General features: G+C 40.7%; 10 protein-coding genes. 9 read left to right on the forward strand and 1 reads right to left on the reverse strand.

What is annotated here, in order from left to right:
• The first annotated feature begins 18 nt into the window (after window positions 1-18).
• The 3 genes from nagA to B2O97_RS13035 all read left to right on the forward strand — a co-directional run bounded on the left by nagA (window position 19) and on the right by B2O97_RS13035 (window position 3585).
• The gene (gene nagA / locus B2O97_RS13025) at window positions 19-1125 is read left to right on the forward strand and encodes an N-acetylglucosamine-6-phosphate deacetylase (protein ID WP_286767516.1); all 1107 of its coding nucleotides are present in this window, start codon (window positions 19-21) and stop codon (window positions 1123-1125) included.
• 95 nt (window positions 1126-1220) lie between these two features.
• Window positions 1221-2846 (forward strand): glycoside hydrolase family 10 protein, encoded by a 1626-nt coding sequence (locus tag B2O97_RS13030; protein ID WP_070561315.1) that lies wholly within the window; start codon window positions 1221-1223, stop codon window positions 2844-2846.
• A 184-nt stretch (window positions 2847-3030) separates the two neighbouring features.
• Window positions 3031-3585 (forward strand): acyl-CoA thioesterase, encoded by a 555-nt coding sequence (locus B2O97_RS13035; RefSeq protein ID WP_070561313.1) that lies wholly within the window; start codon window positions 3031-3033, stop codon window positions 3583-3585.
• 18 nt (window positions 3586-3603) lie between these two features.
• Here B2O97_RS13035 and B2O97_RS13040 read toward each other — a convergent pair whose 3' ends face one another.
• A complete protein-coding gene (locus B2O97_RS13040; protein ID WP_070561311.1) occupies window positions 3604-4236 on the reverse strand; it encodes a DUF6266 family protein in 633 nt (210 codons plus the stop codon).
• Window positions 4237-4833: 597 nt separating this feature from the next.
• On the opposite strand from B2O97_RS13040, the gene B2O97_RS13045 reads away from it, so the two are divergent.
• From B2O97_RS13045 to B2O97_RS13070, 6 genes are all read left to right on the forward strand, one after another.
• Complete coding sequence (locus tag B2O97_RS13045) at window positions 4834-8007, forward strand: SusC/RagA family TonB-linked outer membrane protein (protein ID WP_070561310.1); 3174 nt, start codon at window positions 4834-4836, stop codon at window positions 8005-8007.
• A 10-nt stretch (window positions 8008-8017) separates the two neighbouring features.
• Window positions 8018-9907: a SusD/RagB family nutrient-binding outer membrane lipoprotein gene (locus tag B2O97_RS13050; protein WP_070561308.1), complete on the forward strand. Its 1890-nt coding sequence runs from the start codon at window positions 8018-8020 to the stop codon at window positions 9905-9907.
• A gap of 118 nt (window positions 9908-10025) precedes the next feature.
• Entirely contained in the window at window positions 10026-10676 is a 651-nt protein-coding gene (locus tag B2O97_RS13055) for an N-acetylmuramoyl-L-alanine amidase (protein WP_286767517.1), read from the forward strand.
• Window positions 10677-11120: 444 nt separating this feature from the next.
• Window positions 11121-12365, forward strand: a complete 1245-nt coding sequence (locus B2O97_RS13060) for an exo-beta-N-acetylmuramidase NamZ family protein (RefSeq protein WP_286767518.1) — start codon at window positions 11121-11123, stop codon at window positions 12363-12365.
• A 51-nt stretch (window positions 12366-12416) separates the two neighbouring features.
• A complete protein-coding gene (locus B2O97_RS13065; RefSeq protein ID WP_201640030.1) occupies window positions 12417-15908 on the forward strand; it encodes a SusC/RagA family TonB-linked outer membrane protein in 3492 nt (1163 codons plus the stop codon).
• Between the two features lie 13 nt (window positions 15909-15921).
• On the forward strand, window positions 15922-17763 hold the full coding sequence (locus B2O97_RS13070) for a RagB/SusD family nutrient uptake outer membrane protein (RefSeq protein ID WP_070561302.1): 1842 nt from the start codon (window positions 15922-15924) through the stop codon (window positions 17761-17763).
• The last annotated feature ends 14 nt before the right edge of the window (window positions 17764-17777 follow it).

Raw genomic sequence — 17777 nt, forward strand, 5'->3', positions numbered from 1 at the left:
GAACGAAATTGAAATTTTATGAATAAGGTAGCATTAATTGGGGGTAAAATATATTCAGGTGACGCGATTTTTGAGCAAAAGGCATTACTGACCAGCGAAGGTAAGATTGATGGGATCGTCCATGATCATGAAATACCTTCAGATTATGAGAGTTATCCAGTGAATGGAGCCAATATCTGCGCTGGGCTGATCGATCTTCAATTGTATGGTGACGGCTCGGACCTTTATTCGGCAGAGCGAAGTGTAGCCTCTCTGGAGCGTATCACCGAAGGTTTGGTCCGTAAAGGGACAACCTCCTTTATGATGACTTTAGCGACCAATACTATCTCTGTATTTAAGGATGCCATTCGGGTAGCAGAAGGTTTCCAGCACGATGCATTTTTAGGTCTGCACCTGGAAGGTCCTTTCCTGAATCCGAAAAAAAGAGGGGCTCATCCGGCGGATTTAATTGTTAGGCCCACGAAGGAAAAAATTGACGATCTTTTGGCAGGGAATCAGGTTGTCAAGATGATGACGATAGCACCCGAATGTATAGCGGACGATGTGCTACAGCACTTACAGGGCTACAATTTGCTGCTCAGTGCTGGGCATAGTGATGCAACTTTCGAAGAGGGTACCCGTGGTTACGATCTGGGAATCCCCACGAGTACGCACCTGTTTAATGCAATGTCGCCTTTCCACCATCGCGAGGTAGGACTTGTTGGCGCAATTTTTAATCATCCGACAGCGCAGGCGAGTATTATTGTCGATGGGCATCATGTAAGCTTTGAAGCCGTGAAAATTGCAAAACGTCAGATGGGAGACCGCCTGTTTATGATTACAGATGCTGTGGCCGCTTGTGATAAAGATATTTATCATCATGTTTTGAACGACGGTTATTATGCGCTGCCTGACGGTACCATTTCAGGGGCCGCAATCTCGTTGCTTGAGGGGGTAAAAAATGCTGTTCAAAAGGTTGGCATACCACTCGATGAAGCGATCCGAATGGCTACGCTGTATCCGGCAAACCTTTTAAAGAGAGTGGATATTGGAAACCTTAATAAGGGAAGCATGGCGAATGTCATAGTCTTTAACGACGACTTTAAGTTGGAGCAGGTAATCTTCAAAGGTGAGTTAAAGTTCTGATCCTATTTCCGACAAGATCGGTCGTTTGACCCAGATTGACTAATATTATATGTATCTTCGTTAGTTATTTTGAAAAAACACTATTCTATAGATTGATGAAACGTTCCCTATTATTTTTAGCGACGGCTCTTTTTGTTTTGTCTTCTTGTTCATCCAAGAAAAATAAAAAGCAGGAGCCTGTCAATACCACAACTACAAATGTCGAAATTGTAAAAAAAGATCCGCCCTCGATACCCAAGCGAGAACGGGTAAAGAATACAGTTGAAACGAAAGCGCAGCCTGTTGCTGAAAAAAAGAAGGAAATTGTCGTCGATCTTCCCAAGTTACCACGTGAATTTCGGGCGGCCTGGGTTGCTTCTGTTGCCAATATCAATTGGCCTAGCAAGAACAATCTGAGTACAGCTGAACAGCAACAGGAAGCAATTGGTATTTTGGATTTTTTGAAAAACAATAATTTTAATGCGGTGATTTTCCAGGTGCGTCCCTCGGCGGATGCATTTTATAAAAGTGATCTTGAGCCTTGGTCGTACTTTTTGACCGGTACAGAAGGGCAAGCTCCTTCTCCTTACTACGATCCACTCGATTTTTGGGTCGAACAGGCGCATAAAAGAGGAATCGAGCTGCATGTTTGGTTGAACCCTTATCGTGCGCATCATACCGCTGGCGGTGCTGTTACATCAGCTTCCATGGCGCGCAAAATGCCCGAATCGGTTGTCAAATTGAAACAAGGGTATTATTGGTTTGATCCATCCAAACAATCGACACAGGATCATGCCGCACGTGTGGTTATGGATATTGTCAAACGTTACGATATCGATGGCGTACATTTTGATGATTATTTCTACCCTTATGCTGAATATAATGGCGGACAGGATTTTCCAGACTCGGATAGTTACAATGAATACAAACGCAATGGAGGGGATCTATCACGCGGAGACTTCCGTAGAAATAGCGTAAATACCTTTATCGAACGTATTTATAAGGATATTAAGAAAGAGAAGAATTTTGTAAAATTCGGTATTAGTCCATTTGGTATCTGGAAACCGGGTTATCCGTCAGGTATCCAAGGCTCCAGCCAGTATGATATGCTTTATGCGGATGCTAAATTATGGTTGAATAAAGGCTGGATTGATTATTTTGCCCCACAGCTATATTGGCCTATACAGCCAGCTAAACAGAGTTATACGGCGCTGTTAAAATGGTGGGAAAGTGAAAACACCTTGGGACGCCACCTTTGGCCGGGCATCAATACGGTAGGCAGACGTGGTCCGGAGTATGTTCAGGAAATTGTCAATCAAGTTGAGGCAGCAAGGACACTATTGCCGGATAACCGGGAAGGTGTTATCCACTGGAGCCTGGCTGGGTTGACTAAAAATCCAGCTATGACACAAGCTTTGGTTAATGGCCCTTATCAGGTTAAAGCATTGGTGCCTACTAGCCCATGGTTGAGTGCTAATCCCTTATTGAAACCGACTTTGCTGGTCACTCCACAAGGCGGTCATGTCTTTGTGAAATGGCAACATCAGCAAATTGATCAGGTCGCAAAATGGGTATTGTATCTCAATTACGGTGGTGTATGGCAATATGAGATTTTGGAGCCTGGAGTCACAAGTAAGGATATTCCAACGACATTGAACAACAAAAAATTGGAGTATGTTGCCGTTAAAGCTGTTGACCGTTTGAGTAACGAGGGGCCTTATGCTTCTGAAAAGATAAAATAGTTGGCGATTGCCTAGGCACCGCAAGAGAAAGGGATATCTGTATGTTGGATATCCCTTTTTTTAAGAATGTATTTGTCTTTATTGGTTGGAAAGAATTTTTAAGCAGCCTTTATAACTATTGTTGTTTGCTATTTCATGAAGGATTTGTTTTGAATTGTAATCTATCCAAGGTAAATTTATAGGTATGGAAGAAATCTATAAAACGGTAAGCGAATCGGTGATTCGGATGTCACAGCTGATGTTGCCATCCAATGCAAATTTTGGAGGCAAAATACACGGAGGTTATATTTTATCTTTGATGGATCAGATTGCATTTGCTGTAGCATCCAAATTCTCTGCACATTATTGTGTGACTGCTTCAGTAGGTAAGGTGGATTTTTTGAAACCTGTTGAGGTGGGGGAGTTAGTTACATTAATTGCTTCTGTGAATTATGTAGGCAACTCTTCCATGGAAGTCGGTATTCGGGTAGAAGCCATGAATATTCAGACGGGCGAAACCAAGCATTGCAATTCCTCCTATTTTACGATGGTGGCCAAAGATGAAACTGGCAGGCCTACCCGTGTGCCCCGCCTGATTTTGGAGACCGAAAAAGATGTGTTTCGTTTCTACCGCTGTGTGGTGAAGATGGAAGTTGACAAAGAAAGAGATCGTGCTATTCATGATCTGGAGACAGATTCTGCTGAACAGCAGGCTTATATCACGCAGCATTTTGATGTAAAGATCAATCTGGCTCCGTAACGGAGTGAAAGCTGTTTGCTACCATTCGAAAGTTCCCAGATATTTGCTATCTGTGCATTCGTCACTTCCGTCTGTTTTATGGAAGAACACATAGATGTGGTAGCTGCCGATGTGCTGTTGTCGTTGAAGTTTCACTGTCTGCGTTCGTTGGGAAAGTGTATTCATGCTTTCATTGGCAAATGCAACTTCTTCTGGGCAATAGAGAAGCAGTCTACAGCTGCCTGCGTTAAGATTTAGATTGTCATAATCCCAGGAGAGCGTGAATGTTTCTGTCTCTTTATCTACCTCAAATGTACAGGACGTAATCGGGTTAGGGGCTCCTTTACTAACGCGGAAGTTTTCATAATTGATGGCATAGCCAGTTGCAGTTTTTTCTATAGCATTGTTGAGGTTGTAGGACATGGCGTTGCTATAAGCCTTTTTATTAGGGTTATAGTTTTTAAATCCAACCCGTAATAAGACTTTCATTGGGGAGATGAATTTTTGGATGAGGGAAAAACGCGAACGTGACTGGATTTGATCCGCAGAAGGTTTTTTTCTGCTTTTCCTAGGTAAGCCCCTTGCATAGGTTGTATTTCCATCGGTAACGAAAACCACAGATCCTGCTTTACCCGAGAGTGCACCATTTGCACCGTTTTTAATGACTGCCATACTATAAGTTAACTGGGATAAATTATGTATTTAAATTACAAAATAAATAATAATTTGTCAACACCAAATCCAATATTCTGTCGGACTTTTCACATTACTAAGTCGGTACTTATTCGGTATTTCTTCGCTTTCAACCGAAGAAGCACCGAACAAGTACCGAAGAAGCACCGAATAAGAACCGAGGGATCTTAGGAAATAATCTCTATCAAATAATGTAAACACCGGGCGTTTTTTTGCATAAAAGTGCTGTTGTCTGTTTGCTGTTGCCTGCTATTGGTAGTTTTATTGCGATTGTATTAGAATTTGATGTAAAATGTGGTGAAATTGTCTAGCTAAATGCTTTTATAGGGTGTTTTTATGTGCGTTTTGTGCCGTTCTGTTGATGTTTAATGATTTTTTTTGATGTCGAATTATGCGTTTTTGCTTTAAAAGTGCATGAGTTTTAGTTTTTTTAGGAGGTTTGTGCATTTTTTTGTAAGATTTTGCTTGCGGTATGTTGCATCTGTTGAAAAATAGTTATACATTTAACGTGAATTAACTTAAGCTTAAAGTGGAGGATTCACTTTAAGTCAATTATACAAACCAAACATACCTAACATGAAAAGAAAGTTACTATTAATTCTTTCAGGTGTGATGCTTTCATCGAGTCTTTGGGCACAAACGAAAACTATTTCGGGAAAAGTGACCAATGCATCCGATGGAACTTCAATGTCTAACGTTACCGTTGCAATCAAAGGAAAATCTATTTCTACGCAAACTAATTCAGATGGTACGTTCACTATTAGCGCGGAGCCAGGAGATATCCTTGTCTTCCGTGCATTGGGTTCTTCAGAGAGCCAGAAGTTGGTGGGGAATGGAAATGTAATCAATGTGGCGCTTGTGAGACGCGAAGAAACTCTGGATGAAGTTGTGGTCACTGCGATGGGGATCAAAAAGGAGAAAAAAGCGCTGGGTTATTCTGTTCAGGAAATTGGCAGTAACGAATTGATGAAGAATAAGTCTACCAATATGATTAATTCTTTGGCGGGAAAGATTGCTGGGGTAAATGTGACGCAGACAAGTGGAGGTGCAGGTGCGGGGGCAAGTATAATTTTACGCGGCGGGACCTCTTTGCAGCGAGACAACCAGCCGCTTTTCGTTGTAGATGGGGTTATTTATGACAATTCAACTAATGTCAATGGCGATAGTGGCTTTGATGGTGCTCAGTCAACAAATTCCGTTTATAGTAATCGTGTAATGGATATAAATCCTGAGGATATCGAAAATGTTTCTGTATTAAAAGGGCCCGCAGCAGCAGCACTTTATGGGTCTAGAGCAGCAGCGGGGGTAATTTTGATTACGACCAAAAAAGGTAAAGAAGGAACTGCTTCTGTTAGTATCAGTTCGCGGTTCATTTCTAATTGGGCAAATCGTTTGCCTGAGCAACAGAACAGATACAAACGTGGTGAATATCAAATCGATGGTAAGTTGTTGGATGGAGATGCAACCACTACAATGGGGTCCTGGGGAGCACGAGCTGGCCAAGATGAACCCATGTATAATAACATAAAGGATTTTTTTAAATCTTCTAGTACTTGGGATAATTCGGCAAGTATTTCGGGGGGATCAAAAAATGGGAGCTTTTACTTTTCTGCTTCTGATTTCAGGCAAAACGGGATTATTCCAAATTCTAAATTTGATAAGTCTACTTTTCGCTTTAATGGAGAGCAGCGTTATGGAATTTTAAAAGTAGCGGGTAACGTGTCCTATTCCATTGCGGATCAATTGAGTTCTTTGACTTCTGGAGGCTTATATGGTGCCAGTGGTGAAGGTGCTGTCCAGGGGGCTTATATATGGCCGCGTAATTTAGATATGAAACATTGGCTAAATGATGATGGCTCTAAATATCGACTTTTCGATTTTCAGCTTGTTCAAAATGATTTCGATAATCCTTATTGGATCTTAAATAAAATGCCAAGAACAGATAAAACGAAACGTTTTACAGGAAGTTTTAATGCCAATCTAGATATTACCAAATGGTGGAGTATCAATTATACAGTAGGTATTGATCGGTATACCACCAATACAAATAGGTTGACGACTGCAGGTTCGGGTGTTGATATTCTTTATAAAAATGGTATGTTGTCAGAAAACGACCGTACTTATGAGTACGTTAGTTCAAACTTCATGACCAATTTTAAAAAGAAAATAAACGATTTTGATTTTAACTTAATGCTCGGTACGATGCTGGAAAATACCGGAGTTGAGTATAATGGTAGAAAAGCATGGAACTTTATTATTCCGGGCTTCTACGTGCCGACCAATGCTAAAAATACAGATATAGCCATTGCTCAGTCCAAAGTTAAGAAAAGATTGATCGGTGGATTTGGTGAATTTAGAGCTGGGTATAAAGACATTGCTTATGTAACGGTCACAGGAAGAAATGACTGGACTTCCACATTGCCGGTAGAAAATCGCTCTTATTTTTACCCGTCCGTTTCAGGTAGCTTGATTTTCACTGAGCTGTTGCCTAAAAATGATAATCTTACTTTTGGTAAGTTGCGGGCATCTTGGGCCAGAGTCGGAAAGGATGCCGATCCTTATGTGACCAACACCTATGTGGCGGGTGCAGAGTATACATTATATAATCAAGGTCAAGGGGTTGGAGTACGTAACGATTGGTTGAGAGGTAACACACAATTGGTTCCGGAAATTACTGAGGCGCAGGAGTATGGTGCTGATTTGAAGTTCTTTAAAAATAGATTAGGGCTTGAGTTTACATACTATAAAAATAGTAGCATTAACCAATTGCTTCAACCAAGGACCAGTCAGACTACTGGCTATATTTTAATGTGGACGAATGCTGGTAAGATTACAAATCGGGGATTGGAGCTTTCTATAACAGGCTCTCCAATTAAACGTGAGAATTTTAAATGGGATATCACGTTGAATACTTCTCGTAATAAAGGTAAAGTTGAAGATTTGTTACCTGGTATGGATATTTTATATGTGACTGATGTCCAGGTTGGAAATGCAAAAGCTGCTTCTTTTAACCAAGGTAATTTTATGGCAATTTCAGGCTCTCAGTGGTTGAGAAATTCAGAGGGGCATTTGGTACTAAATGCGGAATCGGGCATGCCGACATCTGATGGTTTGGTTACACATGAAATCGGAAATAGAGAACCTAAATTATTTGGTGGATTAAATAATAATTTTCAATATAAAAACTGGAATCTTTCCTTTCTTTTAGATTATAGAATAGGTGGTGATATTTATAATGGTACTGATTATTATATGACCAATATGGGTATGAGTGCCCGATCTCAAGACCGTGAGAAATTGACAATCACAGGGGTCGTGAAAACAGGGGAAAATCCAGATAAAACACCTATTTATTCGGATCTGAAAACGTTTGAATACGAGGCTGGTAAGATGTATAAAATTGGGAATAAGGATGTGAGTGGTGAAAATATTATCAATAATTATTATTGGCAGGGAGCATATAACCTTGAGTCTGCCAATTATATGACGAAAACGAACTGGTTGAGATTGCGCTCCGTTACATTGTCATATTCGTTGCCAAATGAAACTTTAAAACGTCTGAAAGGGATAAAAGGAGTGACAGCAACACTTACAGGTACGAACTTGTGGTTATGGACCAATTATAAAGGAATGGATCCGGAAACTTCTGCAGCCGGTTCTGGTGCAATAGGTTCTAGTTCTGTTGGTATTGATTATAATGGAATACCAGCATTGTCCGGAGTATCGTTTGGTTTAAATGTTACTTTCTAAATTTTGTAGTATGAAAAGAGTAGTATTCGCACTTAGTGCATTGGCAATATTGAATTTAACTTCATGTAAAAAATGGTTGGACGTAAATGAAAATCCAACCCAGGCAAATGAGAAGGTTCCTACACCTGATTTACGCTTACGTTCTATCCAGATGCAATTTGTAGATGCTTATGAATCATCTGGGACAAGAGCGTCGTGGATAACGCAAAATGTTACTAAAACTTCTGGAACGGCGTCGAATGATGGTATTATTCGTTGGGATGTCCCATTGGCTTCGACAACTTGGCCGTATCAGGCTTGGTTTGTGTATACAGCATCCAATTTGGAACCGCTGATAGAAAAAGCGACTGCGGAGCAGGCATGGAACTACGTTGGCGCAGCGCAATTAATCCACGCCTGGGGGTTTATGCTGATGGAGGATATGTATGGGGAGATGCCATATACAGAAGCGTTGACACCTAATGTTTCTCCAAAATACGACGATGGAAAGACAATTTTTTACGGCTGTCTGGATATGCTAGATAAAGCAATAGAAAACTTGTCGAAAACACAAGCGGTTACAGCAACGCCATTATCAAATGGCGATATCTGGAATGGGGGAGATACAAAGAAATGGTTGAAATTAGCTTATGGTTTAAAGGCTAGATGGTTAAACAATTTGTCTAAAAAATCTTTCTATAATCCTGACGAGGTTTTGAAAGCTTTGGAAAAAGCCCAGCAGTCAAATGCTGATAATACAGTGATGGAAGCCATAAATACGAGTGAAACTGATAAGGCTGGAGTTGTGTGTTCGATGCAGTTCTCCAATTTGGGAGCCACGGGTAATAGGATGACCAAATGGTATACAGATTTATTGTTTAATACATTTACAGGTGGATCTGCTGTCCAAGATCCGAGAGCAATCCGAATGATTCCAAGCGGTGAATTTTATGATGCACAGGGTAAGAAGGTGTGGCGGATTTCGAAAGGAGTTGATATAATAGGTACAGATATTCGAACAAAAGGAGGTCCTGTAGCTTATGAGATTATGGCAACAAAAAAAGGGACGACAACGCACCCTTCTGGCTATGTTCGTGCTACGACTGCTGATCTGAAAGCTGATCCAAGTTATACAAACCGTTGGTTTACGACAAATACATCAACGGTTAGGCAAGGAGATTCTGTTTTTGTGTCTGTATATTCAGACCGTTTGGACTGGATAAAAGACTTTACCGATAATACAAATGATTATTATATCGCAAGCAGATATAATGGTATGTCCGAAAAAAATCCTAATTTCAATAGCGGTGTACCCAATATCAATTCGACAGGAAGTTTCTATATTCGAGCCGATGCGCCGGCTCATCTAGTGTGCTATCATGAAATGTGTTTTATTAAAGCGGAAGTTTTGTTTAGAAAAGGGGATCGCGCAGGCGCTCTTCAGGCTTATAGAGACGGGATTAGAGCGCATATGGAAGCGATGAATGTTAAGCTGAAAACTTATCCTCAGGTAAGGGGTAAGGAGGTCATTTCTGAAACTGAAATAGCTGCATTTTTAAGCAGTAAAGCGGTTGCTCAAAGTGCAGGAGAGCTGACAATGGCGAAAATTATGCAGCAGAAACAAATAGCGATGTCTTATACTGTTCAAAATTGGAATGATATGCGGAGATTTAATTACTCTGCTCCAGATCCTCAATTTGGAGTAGTTTATCCAGATTTTGGACGTCCATTTGAATTTGATGCCGCAGCACAAGAGTGTTATCCGTCTAGCGACCCTAATAATGTGCGTTACTGGCCAAGAAGAATTCAGCAATGTAGTCACGAAAGAAATTACAATGCAAATAATTGGATGGCCTCCAATCCAGAAGCTGCAAGCAGAACGATTCTTTCCTATCCTGTTTGGTGGGATACGAAAGAGTAGACTGTATAAAATCTAAGAATGAATTGCCTGGCTCCGCTAGATAGAGTCAGGCTTTTTTATGTCATGATTTTCGGTGAGCGGCATTTGGTTGGTTTTTATAAAGTTCATACCTTCGAATATGAAAAAGTTTCTTTTATTGCTCTTGTATTCTATTGGAATAGTGGTTTTATATGCACAATCGCCCAAGATTATTCAAAAACCCATTATCTGGGATAAAGACCGTATTCAGCTTTCGCTGGATTATCTTAAAAATCGGCACGGTCTATCGCAGTCGACTCCGGTTATCCATCCCAAAATGGTGGTAGTGCATTGGACCGCGAATAACAGCGTGAAAGCGACCTTTAATACATTCAATCCTACGCGGCTTCAGGGGCGTCCGGAACTGACCAAGGCCAGTGCCTTGAATGTATCTTCGCAATTTGTCATCGATCGTGACGGTACGATTTATCAGTTTTTACCAGATTCTATTTTTGCACGGCATACCATAGGTCTCAATTATTGTGCAATAGGGATAGAAAATATAGGTAGTCGCCAGAACCCACTGACTGATGCACAATTGAAAGCGAACGAAGAGCTTATCCGTTACCTCAGTAAAAAATATCCCATCGAATTTGTTTTAGGTCACCATGAGTACCAACGTTTTAAGAAAACAAGCTGGTGGAAAGAAACTGATCCCAATTACATCACGGGTAAAGATGATCCGGGAGATAAATTTATGCATGAGCTAAGAAAGCATCTTGTCGATCTGAAATTGAACCCCCTGCCTTAAATCATGCCTAATCGAAGAATTTCGTTCTGCAGGTAAATTGCGTTTTCCTACAGGAATAAGTAATAAGTGTGCAATTGGTGATCGTTTTGTAATATATTTTGCTGGTTTGCTGTATTTTGCTGCATTGTTAATAAAATGTTAATTGTATTTGATTTGTTACGTGAGCGTGTGCTCTGCACACTTACTTATTTTTCTTTTTAATCGTCTGATTTATTGTAATCGACTGTATTTCAGTTTATTGTAATGTATTTTTGCTTTTAGTCTCGACTAATATATTGCGGTTTAATTCCTGTTACAGAAGTAATTTGTAAGTGAATACTTACTTTCTTTTGCGTTTTTATGTTGCTTTAAGTTTTAAAAACGAAAAGTTCTACTTACTTTTATTCTGATTTTCAATTATTCGTGCATAAAACTGCAATTTGTGTATGATCTAAGAGTCTATTTATGATGAAAAATGCCTTATTAAAGCTATCCTTTTTAATTTCTGTTGTTGCTTGGGTTTCCTGTGGGAATTCGTTGAAGTCTACGCAAGCGAGCAAAACCGCAGTAAACAGCATGACCGGCCGGGTAACGAGCCAAGTTGTTATTCCGGGTGCAGATCAACTTACGCTGTATTTACCACAACTAAAAGGTAAGAAAGTGGGAATAATGGGAAATCAAACTTCCATTGTAGGGGCTGATAAAAAACATCTTGTCGATGTCTTGATCGATAATAAGGTTGATTTGAAGTTTGCCTTTGCGCCTGAACATGGTTTCCGCGGGAACGTTGAACGTGGTGAGAAGTTTGGGAATGATGTTGATCAAAAGACTGGTTTGCCGCTGTTTACATTATATGGAGGTAATAAGAAACAAGATTCTATCGTCAATTCAATTGATGTGATGATCTTCGACCTGCAGGACGTCGGGGCACGCTTTTATACATACATCACTTCTTTGCACCGTGTAATGGAATTATGTGCAAAGCATAATAAAAAATTAATTGTACTGGATCGTCCAAATCCGAATGGCGACCAGGTGGATGGACCTGTAAGGCATGATGATAAGTTTAAATCAGATGTTTCCTGGCATAAAATAGCCATGATCCATGGTTTAACAATCGGCGAGCTGGCGCAGATGATCAATGGAGAGCGGTGGCTTGAGAATGGCCGCCAGGCCGATGTAACGGTTGTACAGGTCAAAAATTGGAATCATAATAGTAGGTATGAGCTGCCGGTCATCCCATCGCCAAGTCTGCCAAATTATCTTTCTGTTCGGTTGTACCTTTCACTATGTCTTTTTGAAGGTACGGATATTTCGGTAGGTCGGGGCACGGATTGGCCGTTCCAGGTATTAGGTTATACAAATCCGGTCTATGGCTCTTTTACGTTTACACCGGGCGAACGTCACGGTATGTCCAAACATGTGGAGGGTAAAGGAACAGTCAATTATGGTGTTGATTTGCGCGGTCTGGATGCTGATCATCAAAAATTTACCTTAAAATATCTGTTGGACTTTTATCAAAAGACACCTGATAAATCCACTTTCTTCGCGCGGCCTGAATTTTTTGATAAGCTTGCGGGGACAGATCAATTACGTAAGCAAATCCTTGCCGGACAATCTGAAGCTCAGATTCGTGCTTCTTGGTCCGATGACCTGAAAGCCTATAAGCAAATGCGTAAAAAGTATCTGCTTTATACTGATTTCGAATAGCAATAACTAACAATATTAACTAGAATCATTTATTTTAAAACTCTATAATCAATGCGAAAATTTGTACTATTTTCTGTTGCTCTTGGATTGAGTTTTCCTTCTGAATCCTATTCTTTTGCAAAAAAAGAAGGTGCTTTGAATCGCGACAATTTAACAAGCGCCTTTCTGAGTTCTTCTGCAAAAAATGCGTTTCAAAATACGGTGCAAGGTACTGTAAAGGATGGAAAAGGTCCAGTCTCTGGGGTAAGTGTGTCTGTGATTGGCGGTACTGCGTCAACTAAGACTGACGCTCAGGGGCATTTTAAAATTACAGCTGCCGTGGGGAGCAAGTTGCGTTTTTCATTTGTAGGATACGTGACAAAGGAGGTTGCCGTTACTTCAGCTACGCTTGATGTAACGCTAGCTGACGATAATCAAGCGTTGGACGAAGTGGTCGTTGTCGGTTACGGTACCCAGAAAAAAGGTAACCTTACTGGTGCGGTTTCATCGATCAATGTGAAGGAGAATCTACAGAGTCGTCCGATCGCCGATGTCGGCCGGGCAATTCAAGGAACGACACCAGGATTTAGTGTTACTGTACCGAGTGGTGAGGTTGGATCTGATCCTACCATGCGTATTCGTGGTGCAATATCTTCCATTCAAGGGAATAGTAGTCCATTGATCTTGGTGGATAATGTGGAAATCCCGAGTATCCAATATGTAAATCCGGATGATGTTGAGTCGATCACCGTATTAAAAGATGCTGCCTCTTCGTCCATCTATGGTGCGAAAGCTGCTTTTGGTGTCGTATTGATTAAGACGAAAACAGGTGGAAGTGCGGAAAAGGTTACCGTAAATTATTCTAATAACTTCTCATTCCAAAATCCATATAAAAAGTTGGAAATGGGACGTGTTAATGCCTTGAAATATACCATTGACGCATTAGAAAGAGTTGGCGGAACCGAAACTGGTGCTTTCTATAAAGTAAATAGAGAAAGTTATGAACGCGCAGTGGAGTGGGATAAAAAATATGGATCTTCAATCGGGAAAGATGATCCAACGGTATATGGCAGAGACTGGTATGTAGATCCGGGGTCGCCGACGAAAAAGTACGGTGTTAGAACGTATGATCCATATGATTATATGGTGCGCGAGTGGGCTCCCACACAAACACATAACTTGTCTTTAAATGGTACCATTAAGAAGACACAATATACAGCTTCATTTGGTTCGTTAAACCAAAGCGGTATGTTAAAGGCCGGCGATTCGGATAAGTTTAAACGGTATAATGCTGCATTAAGACTAAATACCGAACTGAATAAATATGTGACTATTAGGGGTGGAGCGATGTTTGCACAACGGAACAAGATCTATCCTTATGCGACAAACTCAACAACGGCCGATCCATGGTTGTACATGTATCGCTGGAGTTCCCTTTATCCAATGGGCTATGACGAAAATAACAACCCAATAAGGAGTCCATGGAGTGAAAATGAGGCGGCAAACCAAGCTTCCATGCTTCGCAATTATATTAATTTAAGCGCTGGTGCTACAGTTAATATAATGAAGAATTGGAAAGTAGATGTAGACTATACATTTACCAATGAGGATTATAGCTGGCGTAAAAACGGGACGAGATATACAGCAGCCAATTCTTGGGTAGCAGCTAAACAACGGTTTGATGCACAAGGAAATCCAGTTTATGTCAATAAAGAAGGAGCTGTTGTCAATAAGGGAGATGCTGATGCAACTTTAGCTTATGATCTTTCCAATGATATGTATACAGCGAATGGTTCTGCGCAAGATCATATCTATATGCGTTCACAAAATGAACATAAGCATACTGTCAATGCATTTACAACGTATGAGTTCGACTTGAATGATGATCATAACTTTAAATTTATCCTTGGTTTAAATAGAGTAACAAACGATGGTTCTTACCATTGGACGCAGCGTGCTGATTTATTGGATATCACAAATCCTCAGTTTGATTTGGCTGTGGGCCAAATTACGGGTAGCGGTGGTGAGTATTGGGAATCACAATTAGGGTATTTTGGCCGTGTGAACTATGCGTATAAGAATAAGTATCTATTTGAAGGTAATATCCGTTATGATGGTTCCTCCAAGTTTCCAACAGATTTGAAATGGCGATGGTTTCCATCCTTTTCAGCAGGCTGGGTAGTTTCAGAAGAAAAATTCATGGACTGGTCAAGGGCTACATTAAATCAGTTGAAGTTTAGAGGTTCATGGGGTGTTATCGGAAATCAAACGGTACCTTCTGATCTTTATGTTTCAAACATGGATGCGGGTCAGATTAATTACATCGTCAATGGCGCATTGTTGAATTCTGTGGGTACGCCAAAACTGAATTGGCCAAACGTTACGTGGGAAGATCTGGAAACCCTGGATTTCGGTGCGGATGCCAGATTCTTCAAGAATAAATTAGGTTTGACGTTTGACTGGTATCAGAAGAAGACCAAAAATATGTTTGCTCCTTTGGAAGGAACAACACTGACCTTGGGTTCTGCGGCGCCTTGGGGTAACTTCGGTACCTTGACGACCAAAGGCTTCGAATTGGCCATCGATTTTAATCACCGATTTGAGAATGGATTGGGTATTAATTTTAGGGCTAATTTGGATGACTCTAAATCTGTTTTTAGTGGCTATACGTCATTACGCACTACCGGTGTGAATTATAATGGTCGGGTATATGGTGATATTTGGGGGTATGAGACAGACCGTCTGTACCAATACAATGATTTTGTATTGGATGGAAATAACAATCCGCAGTTGGTAAAACCAAATGCAGATATGACCAAATATTATGGAAGTACAGATAACGTCTATCTCTTGAAAGAGGGGCCGAATGGTGAAAAGCCTGTCTATCAGCCACGATTCCAAAATTCAACTAATTTCTATTTTGGTCCTGGGGATGTTAAATTCAAAGATTTGAATGGTGACGGCGAGATCGATAATGGTGACGGTACGATCGATAATCCTGGCGATATGAAGATCATTGGTAATTCGACGCCTCGTTATCAGTATGGCTTTAGATTTGGTGCTGATTGGAAAGGCTTCGATGTTTCAGCATTTTTCCAAGGTGTGGGACAACGTAAAGTTTGGGGAGCAGGATTCTTGGCGATTCCAGGATTTAACACTTCAGATGGAGCGATGCCTGCAAGCTTTGTAAACGATTACTGGACGAAAGATAATCAAGGAGCATTCTATCCGGCTGCATTCAACAACGGCGGTAGTGCGAATGTCAATAATATGCAAGTTCAGTCCCGCTATCTGTTGGATATGTCGTATTTGAGAATTAAGAACCTAACTGTGGGGTATACAATTCCTCAGCATATCGTGCAACGAGCTAAGATAAATAACTTACGTGTTTATGTTTCGTTGGAGAATTTCTTCACTTGGGATAAGCTTCGTGGCTTACCGATTGATCCGGAAGAGGTGGAAGGCTTCTCGATTTTTAATGAAACGAATTACAACGGTGGACGTACAGGTGTTGGAACACCAACATTTAAGAGTGCCTCATTTGGTGTTCAGTTAAACTTTTAAACGAATTTGACAGATGAAATTAAATAGAATAAAAATTGGATCTATCATGCTTTCCGCCATGTTATTGGGGGTGGGCTGTAGTAAGGATGTGCTGGATAGGCCTGATCAAACTAAAGTAATCGATGAAAACTTTTGGAGAAATGAAGCTGATGTTCGTTTGTATGCAAATGATTTTTATTTAAATTATTTTGTTGGCTATAATACTTTTTATGGTACGGCCTATGCTCCCTTAGTGGGATATAACTATGCAGATGACTTTACTTCTGAAGGAACGCAAGGTGGCTTTGAGTCAGTTGTTCCGACGAGTAGAGGTGCGAGTACGGTGACACCTGATATGTTGACGACCTATTCAGGGCCGACCTGGAATTTTTACTGGGTTAGAAAGGCTAATGTGATGTTGACCAGGATTGAAACAAAGGCCAAGTCAAAATTGTCAGAGGCTGAGTATAAGCACTGGACTGCAGTAGCTCGTTTTTTTAGAGGCTACGAATATAGTAGGTTAGTTTCTGTGTTTGGTGATGTGCCTTATTTTGATGTTGAAGTTGATCCGATGGATCAGGCTACAATGTATAAGGAACGTACCAAGCGCGGGGAGGTTATGGATAAAGTCTATACAGATTTTGAGTATGTGCTTGATAATATGCGTGCTGATGACGGAAAAGGTTATGTAAATAAATATGCAGCAGCGGCACTTATTTCTAACCTCATGTTGTTTGAAGGTTCCTGGGAAAAATACCATGGCTTGGATCAAGATCGTGCGAAAAAGTATCTCGCGCTTGCGGTTAAAGCGTCCGAAGTTGTCATGAATAGTGGAAAGTGGTCTTTTGGAAGTGATTTTAAAAGCCTGTTCGCATCTGAAGATCTTTCAAGCAATCCAGAGGTAATTTTCTTCAGAACTTATAATGATGCCTTGAAAGTAACGCACGCCGTAGGTTCTTACAGTAATGGTACTGAAGGGCAGAAGGGCGTTAACTTGGATTTGTTGAAATCTTTTATCTGTAACGATGGAAAGGTTTGGCAAAACTCAGCGCTCACAAATGCTTCGGACTTTTCGATGAAATCTTTGGCGAGAACGAGAGACCCACGGTTTGAAGCTTCGTTGATGGATACCGTTAATACAGCTTCATCAACATTTGCTTACGGTCATAAATTTGCTGCTAGAGAAGCCTTGACGTATATTGGAAAAACTTATCCAGCAAAATGGAGTAGTAATACAAATACAAATGATGCTCCGATTGTGCGTCTTGGTGAGGTTGTGTTGAATTGGATTGAGGCAAGGCAGATTCTTGCGGAGTTTTTTGGTGGAGCAGCTGTTACCCAAGGTGATTTGGATAAATCAATAAATGCGGTACGGAATAGGCCGCTAGACGCAGATGCCATAGCTAAAGGGGTAAAGAAAACGGCACCTTTGACATTAAATTCCCTGCCGAACGATCCAAGCCGCGATGCGGATGTATCGCCGTTGATGTGGGAAATCAGACGTGAACGAAGAATGGAATTTGTATATGAGTATGCGCGATTGAATGATATCCGTCGCTGGAAAAAATTGGATTATATGAACTTTTCACGCAATGTCGATTATTCATTGGGTCCCTGGGTAAATATCAAAAAGGACCTTCCAAATCGTTTGACAAAAGCTTACGAAGGTGTTTTGAAAGTCCGTGACGCAGCAGGAAATACAATCACGTACAATGGTAAAAACGCCGATGCTATGGTGGGATATTACGTTGTTCCGAAATTTGCAAACAGGGTAAGTTTTACCGATCGGTCGTACTTGGCTCCTGTTGGACTGAATCAGATTCAACAATATGCAAATTTGGGCTATATCTTAACACAGACGCCAGGCTGGCAATAGATAGCATTGTATTA

Origin of the sequence: Sphingobacterium sp. UBA865 (assembly GCF_002295765.1) — a bacterium.
Lineage (GTDB): Bacteria > Bacteroidota > Bacteroidia > Sphingobacteriales > Sphingobacteriaceae > Sphingobacterium > Sphingobacterium multivorum.